This window comes from Janthinobacterium sp. PSRC1-1, from assembly GCF_049897525.1.
In the GTDB taxonomy this organism is placed as follows: domain Bacteria; phylum Pseudomonadota; class Gammaproteobacteria; order Burkholderiales; family Burkholderiaceae_D; genus Janthinobacterium; species Janthinobacterium tructae.
Window position 1 is genome coordinate 164460 of record NZ_JAFCWK010000010.1, and the last position, 15926, is coordinate 180385.

The 15926-nt window shown below is 63.2% G+C and carries 14 protein-coding genes; 7 read left to right on the top strand and 7 right to left on the bottom strand.

Annotated features, from left to right (window positions below):
* Position 1: 1 nt before the first annotated feature.
* Positions 2-2332: a catecholate siderophore receptor Fiu gene (locus ACP7DW_RS21125; RefSeq protein ID WP_426056433.1), complete on the bottom strand. Its 2331-nt coding sequence runs from the start codon at positions 2330-2332 to the stop codon at positions 2-4.
* 294 nt (positions 2333-2626) lie between these two features.
* On the opposite strand from ACP7DW_RS21125, the gene nudC reads away from it, so the two are divergent.
* Entirely contained in the window at positions 2627-3466 is an 840-nt protein-coding gene (gene nudC / locus ACP7DW_RS21130) for an NAD(+) diphosphatase (protein ID WP_426056518.1), read from the top strand.
* A gap of 74 nt (positions 3467-3540) precedes the next feature.
* Positions 3541-4107: a GTP cyclohydrolase I FolE gene (gene folE, locus ACP7DW_RS21135; protein ID WP_035822985.1), complete on the top strand. Its 567-nt coding sequence runs from the start codon at positions 3541-3543 to the stop codon at positions 4105-4107.
* A 47-nt stretch (positions 4108-4154) separates the two neighbouring features.
* Here folE and ACP7DW_RS21140 read toward each other — a convergent pair whose 3' ends face one another.
* Positions 4155-4997 (bottom strand): AraC family transcriptional regulator, encoded by an 843-nt coding sequence (locus tag ACP7DW_RS21140; protein WP_426056432.1) that lies wholly within the window; start codon positions 4995-4997, stop codon positions 4155-4157.
* Between the two features lie 168 nt (positions 4998-5165).
* Here ACP7DW_RS21140 and ACP7DW_RS21145 point away from each other — a divergent pair, with 168 nt between their 5' ends.
* Entirely contained in the window at positions 5166-5603 is a 438-nt protein-coding gene (locus ACP7DW_RS21145) for a hypothetical protein (protein WP_426056431.1), read from the top strand.
* Here ACP7DW_RS21145 and ACP7DW_RS21150 read toward each other — a convergent pair.
* Positions 5597-5962: a hypothetical protein gene (locus ACP7DW_RS21150; protein ID WP_426056430.1), complete on the bottom strand. Its 366-nt coding sequence runs from the start codon at positions 5960-5962 to the stop codon at positions 5597-5599. The genes ACP7DW_RS21145 and ACP7DW_RS21150 overlap by 7 nt on opposite strands.
* Positions 5963-6288: 326 nt before the next feature.
* Between ACP7DW_RS21150 and ACP7DW_RS21155 the strand changes: the two genes are divergently transcribed.
* Positions 6289-7935 (top strand): methyl-accepting chemotaxis protein, encoded by a 1647-nt coding sequence (locus tag ACP7DW_RS21155; protein ID WP_426056429.1) that lies wholly within the window; start codon positions 6289-6291, stop codon positions 7933-7935.
* 1 nt (position 7936) lies between these two features.
* Here the strand turns inward: ACP7DW_RS21155 and ACP7DW_RS21160 are convergent, their stop codons facing one another.
* Positions 7937-8350 carry a hypothetical protein gene (locus ACP7DW_RS21160; RefSeq protein ID WP_426056428.1) on the bottom strand — a complete coding sequence of 138 codons (414 nt, stop codon included), beginning with the start codon at positions 8348-8350 and terminating at the stop codon, positions 7937-7939.
* Positions 8351-8529: 179 nt separating this feature from the next.
* On the opposite strand from ACP7DW_RS21160, the gene ACP7DW_RS21165 reads away from it, so the two are divergent.
* Positions 8530-9228: a glutathione binding-like protein gene (locus ACP7DW_RS21165; protein WP_426056427.1), complete on the top strand. Its 699-nt coding sequence runs from the start codon at positions 8530-8532 to the stop codon at positions 9226-9228.
* 7 nt (positions 9229-9235) lie between these two features.
* Here the strand turns inward: ACP7DW_RS21165 and uraH are convergent, their stop codons facing one another.
* Positions 9236-9646 (bottom strand): hydroxyisourate hydrolase, encoded by a 411-nt coding sequence (gene uraH / locus ACP7DW_RS21170; RefSeq protein ID WP_426085164.1) that lies wholly within the window; start codon positions 9644-9646, stop codon positions 9236-9238.
* A gap of 11 nt (positions 9647-9657) precedes the next feature.
* Positions 9658-10152: a GlcG/HbpS family heme-binding protein gene (locus ACP7DW_RS21175; protein WP_426056425.1), complete on the bottom strand. Its 495-nt coding sequence runs from the start codon at positions 10150-10152 to the stop codon at positions 9658-9660.
* Positions 10153-10293: 141 nt separating this feature from the next.
* On the opposite strand from ACP7DW_RS21175, the gene ACP7DW_RS21180 reads away from it, so the two are divergent.
* Both ACP7DW_RS21180 and ACP7DW_RS21185 read left to right on the top strand, forming a co-directional pair.
* Positions 10294-11004, top strand: a complete 711-nt coding sequence (locus ACP7DW_RS21180; protein WP_426056424.1) for a heavy metal response regulator transcription factor — start codon at positions 10294-10296, stop codon at positions 11002-11004.
* Positions 11001-12401: a heavy metal sensor histidine kinase gene (locus tag ACP7DW_RS21185; protein WP_426056423.1), complete on the top strand. Its 1401-nt coding sequence runs from the start codon at positions 11001-11003 to the stop codon at positions 12399-12401. Before ACP7DW_RS21180 ends, ACP7DW_RS21185 begins: the two co-directional genes overlap by 4 nt.
* A 156-nt stretch (positions 12402-12557) precedes the next feature.
* On the opposite strand, the gene ACP7DW_RS21190 is transcribed toward ACP7DW_RS21185, so the two are convergent.
* Complete coding sequence (locus tag ACP7DW_RS21190) at positions 12558-15896, bottom strand: DEAD/DEAH box helicase (RefSeq protein WP_426056422.1); 3339 nt, start codon at positions 15894-15896, stop codon at positions 12558-12560.
* Between the last annotated feature and the right edge of the window lie 30 nt (positions 15897-15926).

The following is a 15926-nucleotide window of genomic DNA, read 5'->3' on the forward strand; positions in this document are numbered from 1 at the left end:
TTTAGAACTTGATATTTGCCGTCAGGCTGAACGAACGGGGCTGGCCCGGGGTGTAGCGGAAGCCGGACTTGTTGATGGCCGCCACATAGGTCTTGTCGGCCAGGTTGTAGGCGTTCAACTGCACGTCGAGGTTCTTGTTGACGGTGTAGGTTGCCATGGCGTCGAAGACCCAGTAGGCATCCACGCGGGCCGGCGTGCCGACGGCGCCGTCGGTGCCGCGCAGCATTTCACCCACGTAACGCGCGCCGCCGCCGATCTTCAGGCCGAAGGGCAGGGTGTACGAAGTCCAGCTGGTGAACGCCTGTTTTGGCGTGTAGCTGAGGTTATTGATGCCGCTGGCCGTGACGACCTTGCCCGACTCGACCTTGGTATTCATGCGCGTGTAGCCGGCGCTGACCAGCCAGTTCGGCATGATCTCGCCCACCATGCCGATTTCGACGCCCTGCACGCGTTTCTTGCCATTCTGATAGTAGATCAGGTCGACGGGATCTTGCTCTACTTCATTTTTCACGTCCGTCTGGTAGACGGCGGCCGAGAACGACAGTTTTTGCTTCAGGAAATCCCACTTGGTGCCGATTTCCTTGGTGGTGGTTTCCTGCGGATCATAGATCGGATTTTGCGCGCTGCTGGCGCCCGTGCTCAGCGTGAAGTTGGTACCCGGCGGCGCCTTCGAGGTGGCCCACAGCGCATACACGCTGCTGTCCGGCGTCGGCTTGTACAGGGCCGAGATCTTGCCGTTGGCGAAGGTGTCGTTCAGGGTGATGTGAACAGGAATAGGCGTGCCCACCGGCAATTTTTGCACCTGGCCTGCGGCGACGGCCGTTTGCAGGGTGACGGCGTCATACGTGGTATTGAAGTGATCGAAACGCACGCCGCCGTTGAAGATCCATTTGTCGCCGAACTTGACGGTGTCGAAGACATAGGCGCTTTGCGTGTTGACTTCGCCTTGGCTGTAGGCGCCGCTGCGCACGGGCTGGTAGCCTGTGACGGGGGCGCGCGGGTCCGGATGGTACAGATTGGCGTCCGGCATGGTGCCCAGGCTGGCGGGCACATAGCTGTAATTGGTCTGCTTTTCGCTGGTGAATTCGGCGCCGGCCACCACGGAGTGCTTGAGCACGCCCGTATCGAATTGCGCGCTGACCACGGTCTGGTTGGTCAGAATCGTGTTTTCCTGATCCTTCACGGTGCGCAGCGAGCGCGCCAGGGTCCAGGTCGACGGATCGGTAGCCACCGGCGTCTTCAGGTTGGCGGTGCTGCCCATGAAGGCCGTCAGCAGGTAATCCTGCTGGGTCTTGCCGTAGCGCGTGGTGTTCTGAATCTGCACGTTGGGCAAGAAATCATGATCGATGCGCAAGGTAGCCATATCGGCCTTGACCTTGTCGTGGTCCGCGGTGGAACCGTAGAAATTCTTCGGATCGACCTTGGCGGCGCTATTCAGGAAAGTGCGGATGACCTTGTTCGTCGGCGTGATACTGTCCGGCGTGCTGTAGCCGGGCAGGCCGATGGTGGGCACGAAGCCGTCGGGCACATTATTTTGATCCACGTGCAGGTAGCTGGCCGTGATGCGCGTCGGCTTGCCGATACCGAAGGTGACGGTAGGCGCGAAGGCCCAGCGCTTGTTGGTGACTTCGTCGCGCGCCGGATTGCCGCTGTCCTGCGTCATCAGGTTCAGGCGGAAAGCCGTGCCGGAATCGGCGTCGATGATGCGGTTCCAGTCGGCCGTGGCGCGTTTCTGCTTGCCGCTGCCCGCCGTCAGCAGCGAATTGAACTTGTTTTCCATGGTGGCCGTCTTGCTGACCAGGTTGATCGAACCGGTCGGCGAACCGCGGCCGCTGTCGGTGCCCGCCGGGCCTTTCAGCACGTCGATCTGTTCGATGTTGAAGACGTCGCGCGAGATGGAGCCCACGTCGCGCACACCATCGACATAGATGCTGCCCGACGCATCGAAGCCGCGCATGTAGACCGCGTCGCCCGTGTTCGTGTTGCCGTTTTCACCGAGGAAGAAGGTACCGACGCCGGGCGTGTTGCGCAGTGCGTCCGTCAGGGTCAGCGCGCCTTGCTGTTCGATCAATTCCTTCTTGATCACGACGATGGTTTGCGCTGTGTTGACGAGATCTTCCGTGTACTTCGGCGACGAGGCTTTTTCGGCCTTGAAGTCATTTTCCTTGGAGCCCACGACCTTGATTTCGTTCAGGGTTTGCTGCGATGCCGGGGCGCTCTGGCCGGCCGGGTCGGCCGCCTGGGCGGCGACGGGCAGCAGCATCACGGCCAGGGCGGCGCCGATGTGCTGGTTGAAACGGGTTGGGGCGTGTTTGCGGCTCTTGATTGCCATCTTGCTCTCTCGATAAGTTCAGGGTGGTGGTTCCTGGCTGGCTCTGCGCCGCTGTGCTTGGGCACGCGGGCAAGTGGCTGGCGATGGAGACGGAATAAGCGGTATTGTAATAACTGGGCGCTATTTCGTAAATGAGAATCGTTATCAGTATCATTTACGCAACGGATTTGTTGTGCAGCAAAAAAAACACTGTCATGGGGCATGAATGCTTGCTTTGCTGCCCCGCCGCTGCTATGCGCGCAAGCGTCTGGCAGCGGGAGTATGATGAGCAACCTTTACAAATTTCTTCCGAGCATGCTGCAGACTCCCGATGCCTTCGTCCCCCTGATCGACCCACCCGAACCGGCCCCGGCCGCCACTGAGACGCTGACGTTTGTCTTTCACCGTGGGCGTTTATTGTTGCGGTCGCCTGAGCTGACCCTGCCCACGGCCGCCGAGGCGGCCGCGCTCGAGATCGACCTGAGCCGCGCCCAGCCCGTGGGCCTGTGGCAGGGCCGCTATTGCCAGACCGTCTGGACCGATGCGGAGGCGCTGCCCGGCGATAGCCCCCTGGCCTGGCACGGCATGCGTTCGCTGTTCCATGCCGTCGATGATGGCTTTCTGGGCCTGGCCAGCCGCGCGGTGCAGCTGGCCGAGTGGGCGCGCACGCATCGCCATTGCGGCGTGTGCGCCACGCCCATGCAGCGCACGCGCGGCGAACGCTGTTTTACCTGCGCCGCCTGCGGCATGCTGGCGTATCCGCGCATTTCACCGGCCATGATGGTGCTGATCCGCAAGGGCGATTCCGTGCTGCTGGCCATGCACAAGCATTCGCCATCGCAGCGCTTCAGTCCGCTGGCCGGTTTCCTGGAAGCGGGCGAATCGATCGAGGAAGCCGTGCACCGCGAAGTGATGGAAGAGGTGGGCTTGCGCGTGCATAACTTGCAGTACTTTATGAGCCAGTCCTGGCCGTTTCCCCATTCGCTGATGATTGCGTTTACGGCCGATTACCTCGACGGCGAGATCCGTCTGGACGAGAACGAGATCGCCGAAGCGCGCTGGTTCGGCCCCGGCGATGCCTGGCCGGAAGCGAGTTCCAGCGTCTCGATTTCGGCGTTGCTGGTGCGGGCGCACCGCCCGCCGGCAGTGGCGTAAAGCGGGGGCTGCCCGGGCAGCTTGCCGCATTTTCTATATACTGGCGGCAATTGTAAATTTTAGGGTGGTGTAGCATGTCTCAAGAAGAATTCTCCGAAAACGACTGGCGCCGGCTGATCAGCAGCTTTGGCGAAGACCCGCAGCGTCCTGGCTTGCTGGAAACGCCGGCGCGCGTGGCCAAGGCGTGGAAGCACTGGACGTCCGGCTATGGCCAGGACCCGGTGGACTTGCTGAAAGCCTTTGAAGATGGCGCGGAACAGTATAACGAGCTGATCGTCGTGCGCGGTATCCCCGTCTACAGCCATTGCGAACACCATCTGGCGCCGTTCTTTGGCAAGGCCACCATCGGTTATGTACCCAACGGCAAGATCGTTGGCCTGTCGAAACTGACGCGCCTGGTCGATTGCTTCTCCAAGCGCCTGCAAGTGCAGGAACGCATGACGATGCAGATCGCCAATGCGCTGATGGAAGTGCTGGAACCGAAATCGGTGGGCGTGGTCGTACGCTGCCGTCACCTGTGCATGGAAAGCCGCGGCATCCGCACGCCGGGCGAAGAAACCATCACCTCGGCGATGCTGGGCGAGATGCAGCCGAACCTGGCGCTGCGCACGGAATTTTTGGCCCTGGCGCGCGAAGTTTGATTATTTAGGTGACGATGCAGGACGAAGGCGGCGGATGCCGCCTTTTTTTATAGTCTTCCGGATTCCCGTTGCGCCAGATAACGCGCTGGTGGCTTGCCCACCGCCTTGCGGAACATGGTGACAAAGCCGCTGGTGTTTTCATAACCGAGTTCCAGCGCCACGGCTTTCACGCTGCGCCCTTGCGCCAGCCGTTGCAAGGCCAGGATGACGTGCAATTGCCGACGCCAGCGGCCCACGCTCATGCCCATTTCCGCCAGTGACTGGCGAGTCATGCTGCGCTCGCTCATGCCGATGCGCCTGGCCCATTCGGCCAGGGTGCTTTTGTCGGCCGGCTGCGCCAGCAGCAGGGCGGCCAGGCGGCGCAGGCGCGCATCGCGCGGCATCGGCAAATGCAAGTCTTCCACCGGCGCCGTGGCCAACTCATCGAGCAGGGTGGCCACCAGGCGCTCCTGCGCGCCGTGCAGCGCGGCCAGGGTGGGGAAGCCGGCCGCCTTGGCGATCAGTTCGCGCAGCAAGGGCGAGACGGCCACGGTGCAGCAGACGGCGGGCAAGGCCGGCGCCATGGCCGGCTCGACAAACAGGCAATAGCATTGCGCCTCGCCCACGCCCTGCGCGGCGTGCATCAGGCCGCCCGGTATCCACACGGCGCACTGGGGCGGCACGATCCACACACCGCTTTCCACCTCGCAATGAATCACGCCCCGCGTGGCATACAGCAACTGCCCCTTGCGGTGCTGGTGCGGTGCCTGTTCCGCGTCCTCGCGCACGCTGGCCAGGCCCACGGCCAACAAGGGACGCAGCACGCCATCGACGTCGAAATCGATGATGGAGGCGCCGACGTCCAGGCCCAGGTGGGCCATCAGCATGCTGGGCAAGAGGGGATGGGGCATGGGAAGACTTTGGCTGGATTGAATAATATTGTGGCCATTTTATGCAATGACGCGCCATGCCGCCAACGCTATCGTATGGGCATCCGCAGCCCCGCTTCAACGGTAACCGCCGCCGCTTGTGTTCTGATGAAGGCCAGGAGGAACGGCAACCCCTTGAAGGAGTCTCCCATGCAACTCGATATCACCGATTTCCCCCTCGTCTGGATGCGCCGCGACAGCGCCTCCAGCAGCCCCGACGATGCCTTGTTCGCCCAGTTCGAGGACTTGCTGGCGCGCCAGCAGGCGTTTGTCATCCTCAGCGAAGAGGGCCTGGACGAAGAGGGGCATGCGCATCCTCAGGAAGAGCGCAAGCGCGCCGTACTGTGGATGAAGCGGCACAAGGCCGCCCTGCGCGCGTATATCCAGGGCATGGTGCTGGTCGAAGCGAGCGCCGCGAAGCGCCTGGCCGGCAAGGCCTTCGCCGTCATGTTCGGCCAGTTCTGGGGCTATCCCCTGCATTTCGGCACCAGCCGCGACGACGCGCTCGACATCGCGCAGCATTTGCTCAGGGCCTGGCTGCCGCCGCGACTGCCGCCAGGCGATGGCGGCACGGCCGCGCATCAGTAACGGTAGTCGTTGACGAAGTGTTTTGTAAAGTTGTACTTGCTGCCGCCGTCTAGCAAGTCGACCAGGCGCTTCGGCGCCGAGGTCGACATGAAGGCGTCGGCGGCGCCGCCCGTGCTGCGGAACCGCATGCCGGGGCTGAGGATCTGGTTGGCGCCGATTTTCAGGTGCTGGAAGCTTTTTGTTTTCTCATTGTTGAGGATGAAGTGCAATTCCTGCTTGAAGGTCAGGAAGGGGATCTTCAGCCACCAGCCTTCGTCCGTGCCATAGCTGGCGACACTGGCAAAATGCGTGTTCTTGTCCGTCAGGGTGGGTTTGCCCAGGCGGTCGTTGATGCGTTTCATGGCTTCATTCTTGGTCATGCTGTTCTTTCGTGATTCGTCGTAGTGCGTCGTGTATCGGCCGGTGTGCATTTTGACACACGCACGTCACCCCCGCCTGCCTTGCCGATGCCTATCTGCATGCTTTTTTGCCGCAATGCAGCATCAATTCTCATCAATTGTCGCAGCCCATTAACAACACCGGGCAAAAATCATTGCTTCCCGGCATTGTAAATATCGGTCGTTCGAGCGTATGCTGGAGTCGTCTGAACGGTGCCGCCAGAGCACCGTCGCCGCCGCATTCTGGCCAGCCGAGCTGGAAGCGGGCCACGCCCCTTCGCCGCACTATAGAGAGTTGGAGACACAGCATGAAGAAATTGACGTTCCAGCAGAAGTTATGGATCCCCCTGATTTGCAGCCTGTTGTGCATCACCGTTATTTTTGTCTATAACGCCCTGGAAATTCGCAAGATCCGCATCGAAGAGCGCAGCGCCGACCTGAGTAATGCCGCCGATCTGGGCCTGGGCGCCGTCAAGATGTTCGGCGACCTGGCCGCCAGCGGCGCCCTGACGCAGGAAGAGGCGCAGAAGCAGGCCAGCGCCGTCATCAAGAGCATGCGCTTTGGCGAGACCGGTTATTTGTCCATCATCAACTTCGACGCCGTTGTCGTGATGAATCCCGCCGCGCCGCAAACCAACGGCAAGAACATGGCGGATTTTAAAGATGCCAACGGCACCTATCTGTACCGCGACATCGTTGCCGTCGGCAAGAGCGATGCGGGCAAGGGCTTCGTCCACTATTATTTCCCCCGTCCCGGCCAGAAGAACGCCGAACCGAAGATGAGCCGCGTGGTGGCCTACAAGCCGTGGAGCTGGACCATCGTGGTGGGCGTGTACATGGATGATATCGACGCGGCCTTCCGCCAGTCGCTGATCACCTCGCTGGGCGTACTGCTGCTGGTGTGCGGCTTGCTGGCCGCCGTCGTCGTGGCGATCAACCGCAGCCTGCGCCATGCGCTGGGCGGCGATCCCGAATATGCGGCCGACGTGGCTGCCCAGATCGCGAATAACGACTTGAGCGGCGTCGTGCGCACGCACGCCAAAGACCGCCACAGCGTGCTGTATGCGATGAAAACCATGCAGGCCAACCTGGTCGACGCGATCAGCGAAATCCGCCACAGTGCCGAAACGATTGCCACGGCATCGAGCGAGATTGCCAGCGGCAATATGGACTTGTCGGCGCGCACGGAAATGCAGGCCAGTTCACTGGAAGAAACGGCGGCCTCGATGGAGGAATTGACCTCCACCGTGACGCAAAACGCGGGCAATGCCGTGCAGGCGAATGAACTGGCGCAGTCCGCCTCGGCCGTGGCGCGCCAGGGCGGCGCCGTGGTGGCGCAAGTGATCGGCACCATGGACACCATCAACGCCTCGTCGCGCAAGATCGTCGACATCATCGGCGTCATCGATGGCATCGCCTTCCAGACAAATATCCTGGCCTTGAATGCGGCCGTGGAAGCGGCGCGTGCCGGCGAGCAGGGCCGCGGCTTTGCCGTGGTGGCGTCGGAAGTACGCAACCTGGCGCAGCGCTCGGCCGGCGCGGCGAAGGAAATCAAGGAACTCATCGGCGCTTCCGTCGACAGCATCGCGGCTGGCAGCGCCCTCGTCGCACAGGCGGGCACGACCATGGATCAGGTGGTGGCTTCCGTGTCGCGCGTGACCGACATCATGGCCGACATCACGGCCGCCTCGCACGAGCAAAGCACCGGCATCGGCCACGTCAACCAGGCGATCACGGAAATGGATAGCGTGACGCAGCAAAATGCGGCACTGGTGGAAGAGGCGGCGGCAGCGGCGTCCAGCATGCAGGACCAGGCGGCCGTGCTGGCGCAACTGGTGACGCGCTTCAAGCTGTCGGCGCAGGAGCCGGCGACGGCGTCGCGCCTGGCGGGCAGTTCGGCTGGCGCGCCACGCGCCGTGGCGAAAAAGCCGCAGCGCAGCCTGGCGGCGCGCTGATTTACTGGGCCGGCGGCGCCGGCTCGAATTCCAGCTTGTCATCGACGACCACGAATTGCCCGACCGGTTGGCCCAGGTCGGCTTTCGGGTCGTTTTCCATTTCCGTCAGCGCATTGCAGGTATTCGTTTCCGCCTGCCACAACTGTTTGCCCATGCGGATATTCCACAGGCCATCACCGGCTGCGAACAGCTCCACCTTGATGTCGGCGGGTGCATCGGTGGACAGGATATGCAGGCGCTGGCATTGCGGCAAATTGGTGGCCATCAGCTGCACTTCCACGCTATCTTGCCAAAAATAACGTTGCTGGCGGCGCACGGTCAGGGAATGCTCTTGCCCGTCGAACATATAGATGGCGAAGTCCTGGACACAGCCTGACAGCAGGACGGACAGCATGACGATCAGGAGTTTGCGCATGGTCGGCTTTCTTTGTTTGTGCTCTGGAATGTCGGGATGCCTGCGTGACGGGGCGAGTGAAAGCTTGCGCCGCCTGGGTGCCGTCTTGTTTTTCGCTTACGTGGCATTATATCCATGCACACCAGTTGCGGCGCGACAATAGTTACGCCCTCCCCATGCCAACGAGCTGAAAGACGACGATGATCGACCTGTATTACTGGACCACGCCCAACGGGCACAAAGTGACGATGTTCCTGGAAGAAGCGGGCATCCCCTACAACATCATTCCCGTCCACATCGGCAAGGGCGAGCAGTTCAAGCCCGAGTTTCTTGCCATCGCGCCCAACAACCGCATTCCCGCCATCGTCGACCAGGCACCGGAAGATGGCGGCGCGCCCCTGTCCCTGTTCGAGTCGGGGGCGATTTTGCAATACCTGGCCGAGAAAAGCGGGCAGTTCCTGCCGGCGGACGTGCGCGGGCGCGCCGAAGTCATGCAATGGCTGTTCTGGCAAATGGGCGGGCTTGGTCCCATGGCCGGACAAAACCACCATTTCGTGCAATATGCGCCTGAACCCATCGAGTATGCCATCACGCGTTACGTCAACGAAACGAACCGCCTTTACGGCGTGCTGAACAAGCGCCTGGCCGACCGCGCATTCGTTGCCGGCGACACGTATTCCATCGCCGACATGGCGATTTATCCGTGGATCGTGCCGCACGCGCGCCAGCGCCAGACGCTGGAGGATTTTCCGCACCTGGCGCGCTGGTTCGCGGCCATCGCCGCCCGTCCCGCCACCGTGCGCGCGTATGCGCGTGCGGCGGAAATCAACGTGCAGCCCACCGTCAGCGGCGATGCGAAAAGCGTGCTGTTCGGCCAGACGGCGAAAACGGTAGCCTGATCAACGGTCAGTTACCGCGATACGTGGAAAAGCCGAAAGGGCTGAGCAGCAAGGGAATGTGATAGTGCTGGTCAGTCTTTTCCACGTGGAATTGCACGGGAATTTCTGGGAAGAAGGTTTCCTGTTTCAGGCGCGCATAGTGTTCGCCCGTTTGAAACACGATGCGGTAATCGCCCGCCTGCATGGGCGTCTCGGCCGGATACATGGCCGCGATGCGCCCCTGCGCATTCGTCACGGCGCTGCTCAATTGCTTCCAGTCAGTCCCCCGCTTTTGCTCCAGGGTCACCGTCACGCCCGCCGTCGGCTGGCCGCTCTGCAAGTCGAGGATGTGCACGCTCAAGGGATTGGCGGCGGCCAGGGCCATGCCGGACAGGCTGGCGAAGGCCAGGGCGGCGCTGATTTTCTTCAGGTAAGTCATCATTGTCTCTTTCAAAGGGTGGGGGAATCGAGTTCTGGCATGGCGGCCAGGGCGGCATGGGCGCAGGCCCGGTCTTGCAGGGCGCCACCGCCACCGGCCACGCCGATGGCGCCGACGACTTCGCCCCTGGCTCGCAAGGGCAGGCCGCCACCGAGCAGCAACAGTTCCGGCAGTGTCGTCAAATTGGCCATGTCGGGATTGCCGCGTGCGGCCACGGCCAGTGCCTGGGTATCGTTTTTCGTCGACAGGGCCGTGTAGGCCTTGCGCCGGCTGGCCTGCGTGTTGTGCGGGCCGACGCCATCGGCGCGCTGCACGGTCACGATATTGCCGCCACGGTCCAGTACGGTGACGACGATGTGCCGTCCTTGCGCCTGGCAAGCGGCCATGGCCGCATCGGCCAGCTGCTTGGCCGCTGCCAGAGAAAGCTCATCGACCTTGCGCAGCTGCGCGTGGGCGGGGCTGGCCAGCAGGCACAGCAGGGTACTGCCGAGTAACAGGGTTTTCATGGGGCGGTCCGTTGAATAAGGTGGCGCCAGTATGGCCAGTGTTGCCCTACGAGAAGATGATCGCCGCATGACATTTTTATCATCCGCGGCGGTCTGCGCGCGGCGTAAAATGCTTCAACATCTCACACGAAAGCCCCACCCATGCGCATCCTGGTCATTGAAGACGAACCGAAGACGGGCGACTATTTGCTGCGTGGCCTGGCCGAGTCCGGCTTCACGGTGAGCCTGGCGCGCAACGGTCGCGACGGCTTGCACATGGCGAGTTCGGACGCGCCCGATCTGATCGTGCTCGACGTCATGCTGCCCATCATGGATGGCTGGCAAGTGCTGCGCGCGCTGCGCTTGCAGGAAGGCGGCGCGGACGTGCCCGTGATTTTCCTGACCGCGCGCGACGAAGTGCAGGACCGCGTGAAAGGCCTGGAACTGGGCGCCGACGATTACCTGGTCAAACCGTTCGCGTTTGCCGAACTGGTGGCGCGCATCCGCACCCTGCTGCGGCGCGGACCGCCGCGTGAAGATGACGTGATCCGCATCGGCGACATGGAAATCGACGTGATGAAACGCAAGGTCAGCCGGCAAGGCCAGCGCATCACCCTGACGGCCAAGGAATTCGGCTTGCTGCATTTATTGGCGCGGCGCCAGGGCGAGGTGCTGTCGCGCTCCATCATCGCCTCGCAAGTGTGGGACATCAATTTCGAGAGCGACACCAACGTCATCGACGCGGCCATCCGCCGCCTGCGCAGCAAGCTCGACGACCCGTTCGAACCCAAGCTGATCCACACCTTGCGGGGCATGGGCTATGTCTGCGAATTGCGCGCGCCATCCGCGCCAGACAGCGGCGCCAGCGCATGAAGCTGGCAGAACTGCGCCGCTCGCTGACCCTGCGCGTCACGCTCGTCTTCGTGCTGATCGTGGCGCTCGTGTCGGCCGGGCTGGGCATGCATCTGTACCGCTCTTTTGTGGCGGAAATCGAGCGCCGCGACGATATTTTATTGCTGGGCAAACTGCGGCAGATCCAGCAATTACTCGGCAATGCGGGCACCCTCGACATCATCCGCGAGCGGCCCCAGTATTTCCGCGACACCATGAGCGGGCAAGAGAACTCGCTGGTGCGCATCGTGCGCGCCGATGGCACGCGTTTGATCGATGTCAATCCGCATGGCGAGACGGTGGCGCATGCTGTTCCCGTGGCCGTCGATGCGCCCGTGACAAACAGCGACATCGTCAGCTGGACCAGCCGCGACGGCTATCCAGCCAGGGTCGTGGCGGCAAGCGCGCGCATCGGCGACCCGGCGCAGATGGCCGACATTTTCGTGGCCCGCGTCTACGGCGACCGCACGGCCATGTTTGCCGCCTATCGCTGGCAGATCGTCGTGTCGGTTGCCATCAGCGCGCTGGTGGCGGCCGTGCTGGCCAGCATGATGTTGCTGCGGGGCTTGCGGCCGCTGCGCAATATCGCCGCGCATGCGGCCCTGGTGCGGCCCGGCAAGCTGGAGCAGCAACTGGAGGCGCGCGATGCGCCCACGGAATTGCTGCCCCTGATCCAGGCCTTGAACGCCATGCTGGCGCGGCTGCAGGAAGGCTATGCGCGGCTGTCGCAGTTCTCCGCGGATCTCGCGCATGAATTCCGCACGCCCGTCACCAATCTGCTGGGGCAAAGCCAGGTCATGCTGGCCCGCCCCCGTAGTGCGCACGAGTATGAACAACTGGTGTCGTCGAATGTGGAAGAGCTGGAACGGCTGTCGCGCATGATCGACAGCATGCTGTTTCTGGCGCGCGCGCAGCAGGATGAAATGGTGCTCGTCAAGCAGACCTTGCCCGTGCAGGACGAGTTTTTGCGCCTGGCCGATTTCTTTGAAGGCCTGGCCGAAGAGCGCGAGCTGGCGCTGGCCTGCCACGGCAGCGGCAATGTGACGGCCGAGCCGCAACTGCTGCGCCGCGCGCTGGGCAATTTGCTGTCGAATGCGATCCGCCATGCGGCGCCGGGCAGCACGATCATATTGCGTTCGCATCAAACGGGCGCGGGCATGGAACTCAGCGTCACCAATCTGGGGACGGCCATCCCCGCGCGCCATTTGCCGCACCTGTTCGAGCGTTTTTACCGCGCCGATCCGGCCCGCAGCGACTCGGCCGCTTCCACAGGATTAGGACTGGCCATCGTCACGGCCATCCTGCAATTGCACGGCGGCAGCGCGACAGTCGCGTCCGACGCGGCCGCCACGACGTTTACCCTGGTTTTTCCGGCGTAATTGACTGGGGTGGTGTCGGATTACGCTACGCTAATCCGACCTACGCCGCATTCCGGCGCAGGGTAGGTCGGATTAGCGAGGCGAAGCCACGCGTAATCCGACAAGAGCCGCCAATAATATTGTCGGATTACGTGGTTCCGCATGGTCTCGGGGCCGTCAGCCCATTTCCACGAGGAATTCATGCATGCCCGTATGCGGCAATTGTGCACACGCCGGCGCAAAGTGCGGCAACTGCCCCCACAGCAGCGGGTTGCCGACGATGTACACATGGTGTTGCGCGCGCGTCAGGGCCACATTGAGCAGGTTCGGCGTGGCCGCCGCCCATTGCGCGGCACCGGCCGTGCTGTCGTCGGCGCCGAGGACCAGCATCACCACGCTTTGTTCCTTGCCCTGGAAGGTGTGCACGGTGCCTACCATCTGGCTGCTCCATTGGCGCAATTCGCGCGCCGTCGGTGCCTTGCCGTAGCCGAGGCGACGGTCCCAGTCCATATCGACGATGCGCGAACGCAATTCGTTGCGCACGGCCTTGAACGGTGTAATCACATACATGTCGGGCAGCTTACCGTCGCGGCGATACAGTTTCAGCAGCACTTCCAGCACGAAATCGAGCTGCACGGGCACCACCTGCTTGTAGCTGACGGGACCGACGGCGTCGATCCAGCGGCTCGGGCCTCGCGTCAGGCCGCGCGCATTGGCCGGCGGCGTGCGGTCGCTCAAGCCGTAGACCATCTTGTCTTCATAGGCGATGCTGTTGGCCAGCGAAAACATCGGCTCGACGCAGCGGCGGTGCACGCGCAGGGGGCTGCCGATCCACAGCGGCTGGGCGCTGCCGGCGCCGACGACTGCGCCATAGCGGTTGGCCTTGTCGGCCAGCGTCTGCACGGACACGGACGTTGGCGCGTAACTGCCATCCTGCGTGTGCGGCGACAGGGCCGACAAGGTTTGCACGAGGCGGCCCGGCACCGTGAACACGGGTTCGATCTGCAGCGGGTCGCCCACGACGACAGCACGCTTGGCGCGCCACAGGCTGCCCAGCGCCGCCTGCGGCACGGCCTGGCCCGCTTCATCGATGAACAGCCAGCCCAGCGATTCCGGACCCATGCCCTGGAACTGGCGCGCGAACGAGGCGAACGTGGTCGACACGACGGGCACCACCATGAACAGGCTGTGCCAGACCATGGCGATGTGCGACTGGTCATAGGCGCGCTTGTTTTTCAGCAATTTCGATACGGCCAGCAAGTTGCCGCCAAAGCCGGGCCCGCCCTTCTTCGCCACTTCCGCCAGCCACGCTTCATGCAGGGCCAGGGCCTTGGCGAACAGGCGCGAGCGCAGGCGCGCCAGCGCCGGTTCATGCCACAGTCCGCCAATTTGCAGCGCGTCGCCGTCCAGCTCGTCCAGGGTGGCCGGGGCGATGATGGTGGGGAAACGCATGCGCGCGCGGCGCAGCAGTTCCGTGCTGTCATCCCATTCGCGCTGGCGCGACTGCGCCGTGCGCAGGGCGATGTGCAGGCTGTTGCGGGCGCGCTCGCAGCGCGGCTCCAGTTCGCCCTTCAGCAGCAGCTTGATGGCGGACACGTCGCGCGCGGCCTGGCGCTGTGCCTCGGCATTGGCGATGACGGCATCCTTGTAGGCGCGCGCCGGGGCGGTGCGGAACAGGCGGGCAAAGAACCCCGGTTGCGTCAGCGCCACCAGGCGTTCCTCTTCCAGCAATTCCTTCTTGCTGGCCAGCAGGGTGTCCTGCTGCGCCAGCGCGCCGGACAGGGCGCCATTCGCCGCATCCATCTCTTGCTCGGCAGTAATCAGCGCCTGCTGGCTGGCCGCAATGAAGTCGGCTTCCGTGCAGGTGCCCACGGCTTGCCACAGGGCTGCGTACTGGGCGTGCTCGGCCAGGGCCTTTTCCACCACGTGTTCCGTCTCGCGAAACTCGCGCGCCGCCTGGGCGAAGCTCACGCCCTGGTAGCTGGCCAGCCATTGGCGGATATTCTGTGCGTTCGGCGTCTTGCGCGCCGTGGTTTTATCCCAGTCGTCGTCATAGAAATTGCTGACGAAGCGGCGGCGGTTGGCGCTATTGCCCAGCGCGCAGGACATCAAGCCCCATGGTGCCTCTTGTTCGGCCAGGGCGCGGTTGGCGCCATTGCCGTCGGCCACGACCCGGCGCGCCACGCTTTCGAAATAGCGCGTGCGCGCCCATTCCTTGCCCAGCTGTTTCGGTTTCGGCAAGTCGCCGGAAATGTTTTCCACCGCCGCATTGTTCGACGAGGCGACGACCATTTCAAAGCCCGTCAGTTCGGGCCGCAAGCGGGCGATGGTGATCGGGTCGCGCACGCCTTCGAAGGCCACGGCCACCTTGCCGATGAAGGCGTCGCCGGCGCGGTCCAGGCAGGACAGCACGCTGGCGCGGCGCACGATGTTGTCGGCGAACAATTCGCGCAACAAGGTCGTCTTGCCCGTGCCGGGCGGGCCGTTGACGGAAAAGATGCCGCGCTCGCTCAAGCCCGTGCGCGCGCCATGGATGGCGAACTGCTGCATCAGGCTCATGGCGTAGCTGGCGTCTTCCAGCCAGTGTCCGCGGTTCATATTGCCTGGATTGAGCATGGCGGCCAGCGCCTGGCGTCCGGCCGGGCTGTACAGGTCGATGCGCTCATCCTGCGCCAGCGGCGTCAGGTAGGCGGCGACGGTGGCGGGCAGCTTGCCGCCGCGCACGGCGCGGATGATCTGTTCCAGGTCGTCGAGGTAAAAACTGTTGAGGATATCGATCGATGGTTCCACCGCGTCGCCGAAGTCCAGCGTGCGGTTCTGGCTGGTCTCAGCCAGGTCGCCTTCCGCCACGGCGGCGCGTTTCTTGCGCGTGCGCAATTCGAGCACGGCCAGCGGCTGGCCGGCGGACGGGTGGAAACCGGCCCAGTCGCGCAGCAGGTCGGCCAGGGCCGCGATTTCCATGCCGGACAGGGGCGATGCGACATTGCCCGCCTCGTCCGTCACTTGTTGCGCGGCGCGGCTTGCCGCGAAATTGCGCAAGCTGTCTTGCAGCACCAGCTGGCTGTCGCTGAAGGCGTCCAGGCTCAGGCCCGACCAGTCCGGCGTGCGCGCGCGGCCCAGCGCCCACGGTAACGTCGATACGGACACGGGATCGAACTGCGGCTCGCCCAGCGCATTGAGGTTCAGGCGGGCAAAGCACGAGCGTCCCAGCAGTTCTGTTTTTTCTGTGTCGGCGATGTTTTCCGGGCCGTTGGCCGGCGGGCAAGCCTTGTTGATTTCGGCCTTGTCGAACACGCCGAGGAACAGTGAAAAGCCGTCGATCTCGCGGTCGGAAGGCACTTGCCACTGCGTGGCGAACTGCGGCGGCAATTGCGCCAGCTGTTCGCGGTGCAAAAGACGCACGGTGGACTGGTCTTCAACGTCCGTGATTTGATTCAGGTCAAACGGGATAAAGAATTCGATCTTGTGCCAATACTCCAGGATAGCCAGGAGGCGCTGCTGTTCTGCCTGATTCATGATGACCAATATTTTGTAAAGCGAGCGAGG

Coding starts and splice junctions, on each gene's coding strand:
- ACP7DW_RS21145 (WP_426056431.1), top strand. CDS start 5,166: ATGCAACTCGATATCACCGATTTCCCCCTCGTCTGGATGCGCCGCGAC.
- ACP7DW_RS21190 (WP_426056422.1), bottom strand. CDS start 15,896: ATGAATCAGGCAGAACAGCAGCGCCTCCTGGCTATCCTGGAGTATTGG.
- ACP7DW_RS21180 (WP_426056424.1), top strand. CDS start 10,294: ATGCGCATCCTGGTCATTGAAGACGAACCGAAGACGGGCGACTATTTG.
- ACP7DW_RS21175 (WP_426056425.1), bottom strand. CDS start 10,152: ATGAAAACCCTGTTACTCGGCAGTACCCTGCTGTGCCTGCTGGCCAGC.
- uraH (WP_426085164.1), bottom strand. CDS start 9,646: ATGACTTACCTGAAGAAAATCAGCGCCGCCCTGGCCTTCGCCAGCCTG.
- ACP7DW_RS21185 (WP_426056423.1), top strand. CDS start 11,001: ATGAAGCTGGCAGAACTGCGCCGCTCGCTGACCCTGCGCGTCACGCTC.
- ACP7DW_RS21125 (WP_426056433.1), bottom strand. CDS start 2,332: ATGGCAATCAAGAGCCGCAAACACGCCCCAACCCGTTTCAACCAGCAC.
- folE (WP_035822985.1), top strand. CDS start 3,541: ATGTCTCAAGAAGAATTCTCCGAAAACGACTGGCGCCGGCTGATCAGC.
- ACP7DW_RS21140 (WP_426056432.1), bottom strand. CDS start 4,997: ATGCCCCATCCCCTCTTGCCCAGCATGCTGATGGCCCACCTGGGCCTG.
- nudC (WP_426056518.1), top strand. CDS start 2,627: ATGCTGCAGACTCCCGATGCCTTCGTCCCCCTGATCGACCCACCCGAA.
- ACP7DW_RS21165 (WP_426056427.1), top strand. CDS start 8,530: ATGATCGACCTGTATTACTGGACCACGCCCAACGGGCACAAAGTGACG.
- ACP7DW_RS21160 (WP_426056428.1), bottom strand. CDS start 8,350: ATGCGCAAACTCCTGATCGTCATGCTGTCCGTCCTGCTGTCAGGCTGT.
- ACP7DW_RS21150 (WP_426056430.1), bottom strand. CDS start 5,962: ATGACCAAGAATGAAGCCATGAAACGCATCAACGACCGCCTGGGCAAA.
- ACP7DW_RS21155 (WP_426056429.1), top strand. CDS start 6,289: ATGAAGAAATTGACGTTCCAGCAGAAGTTATGGATCCCCCTGATTTGC.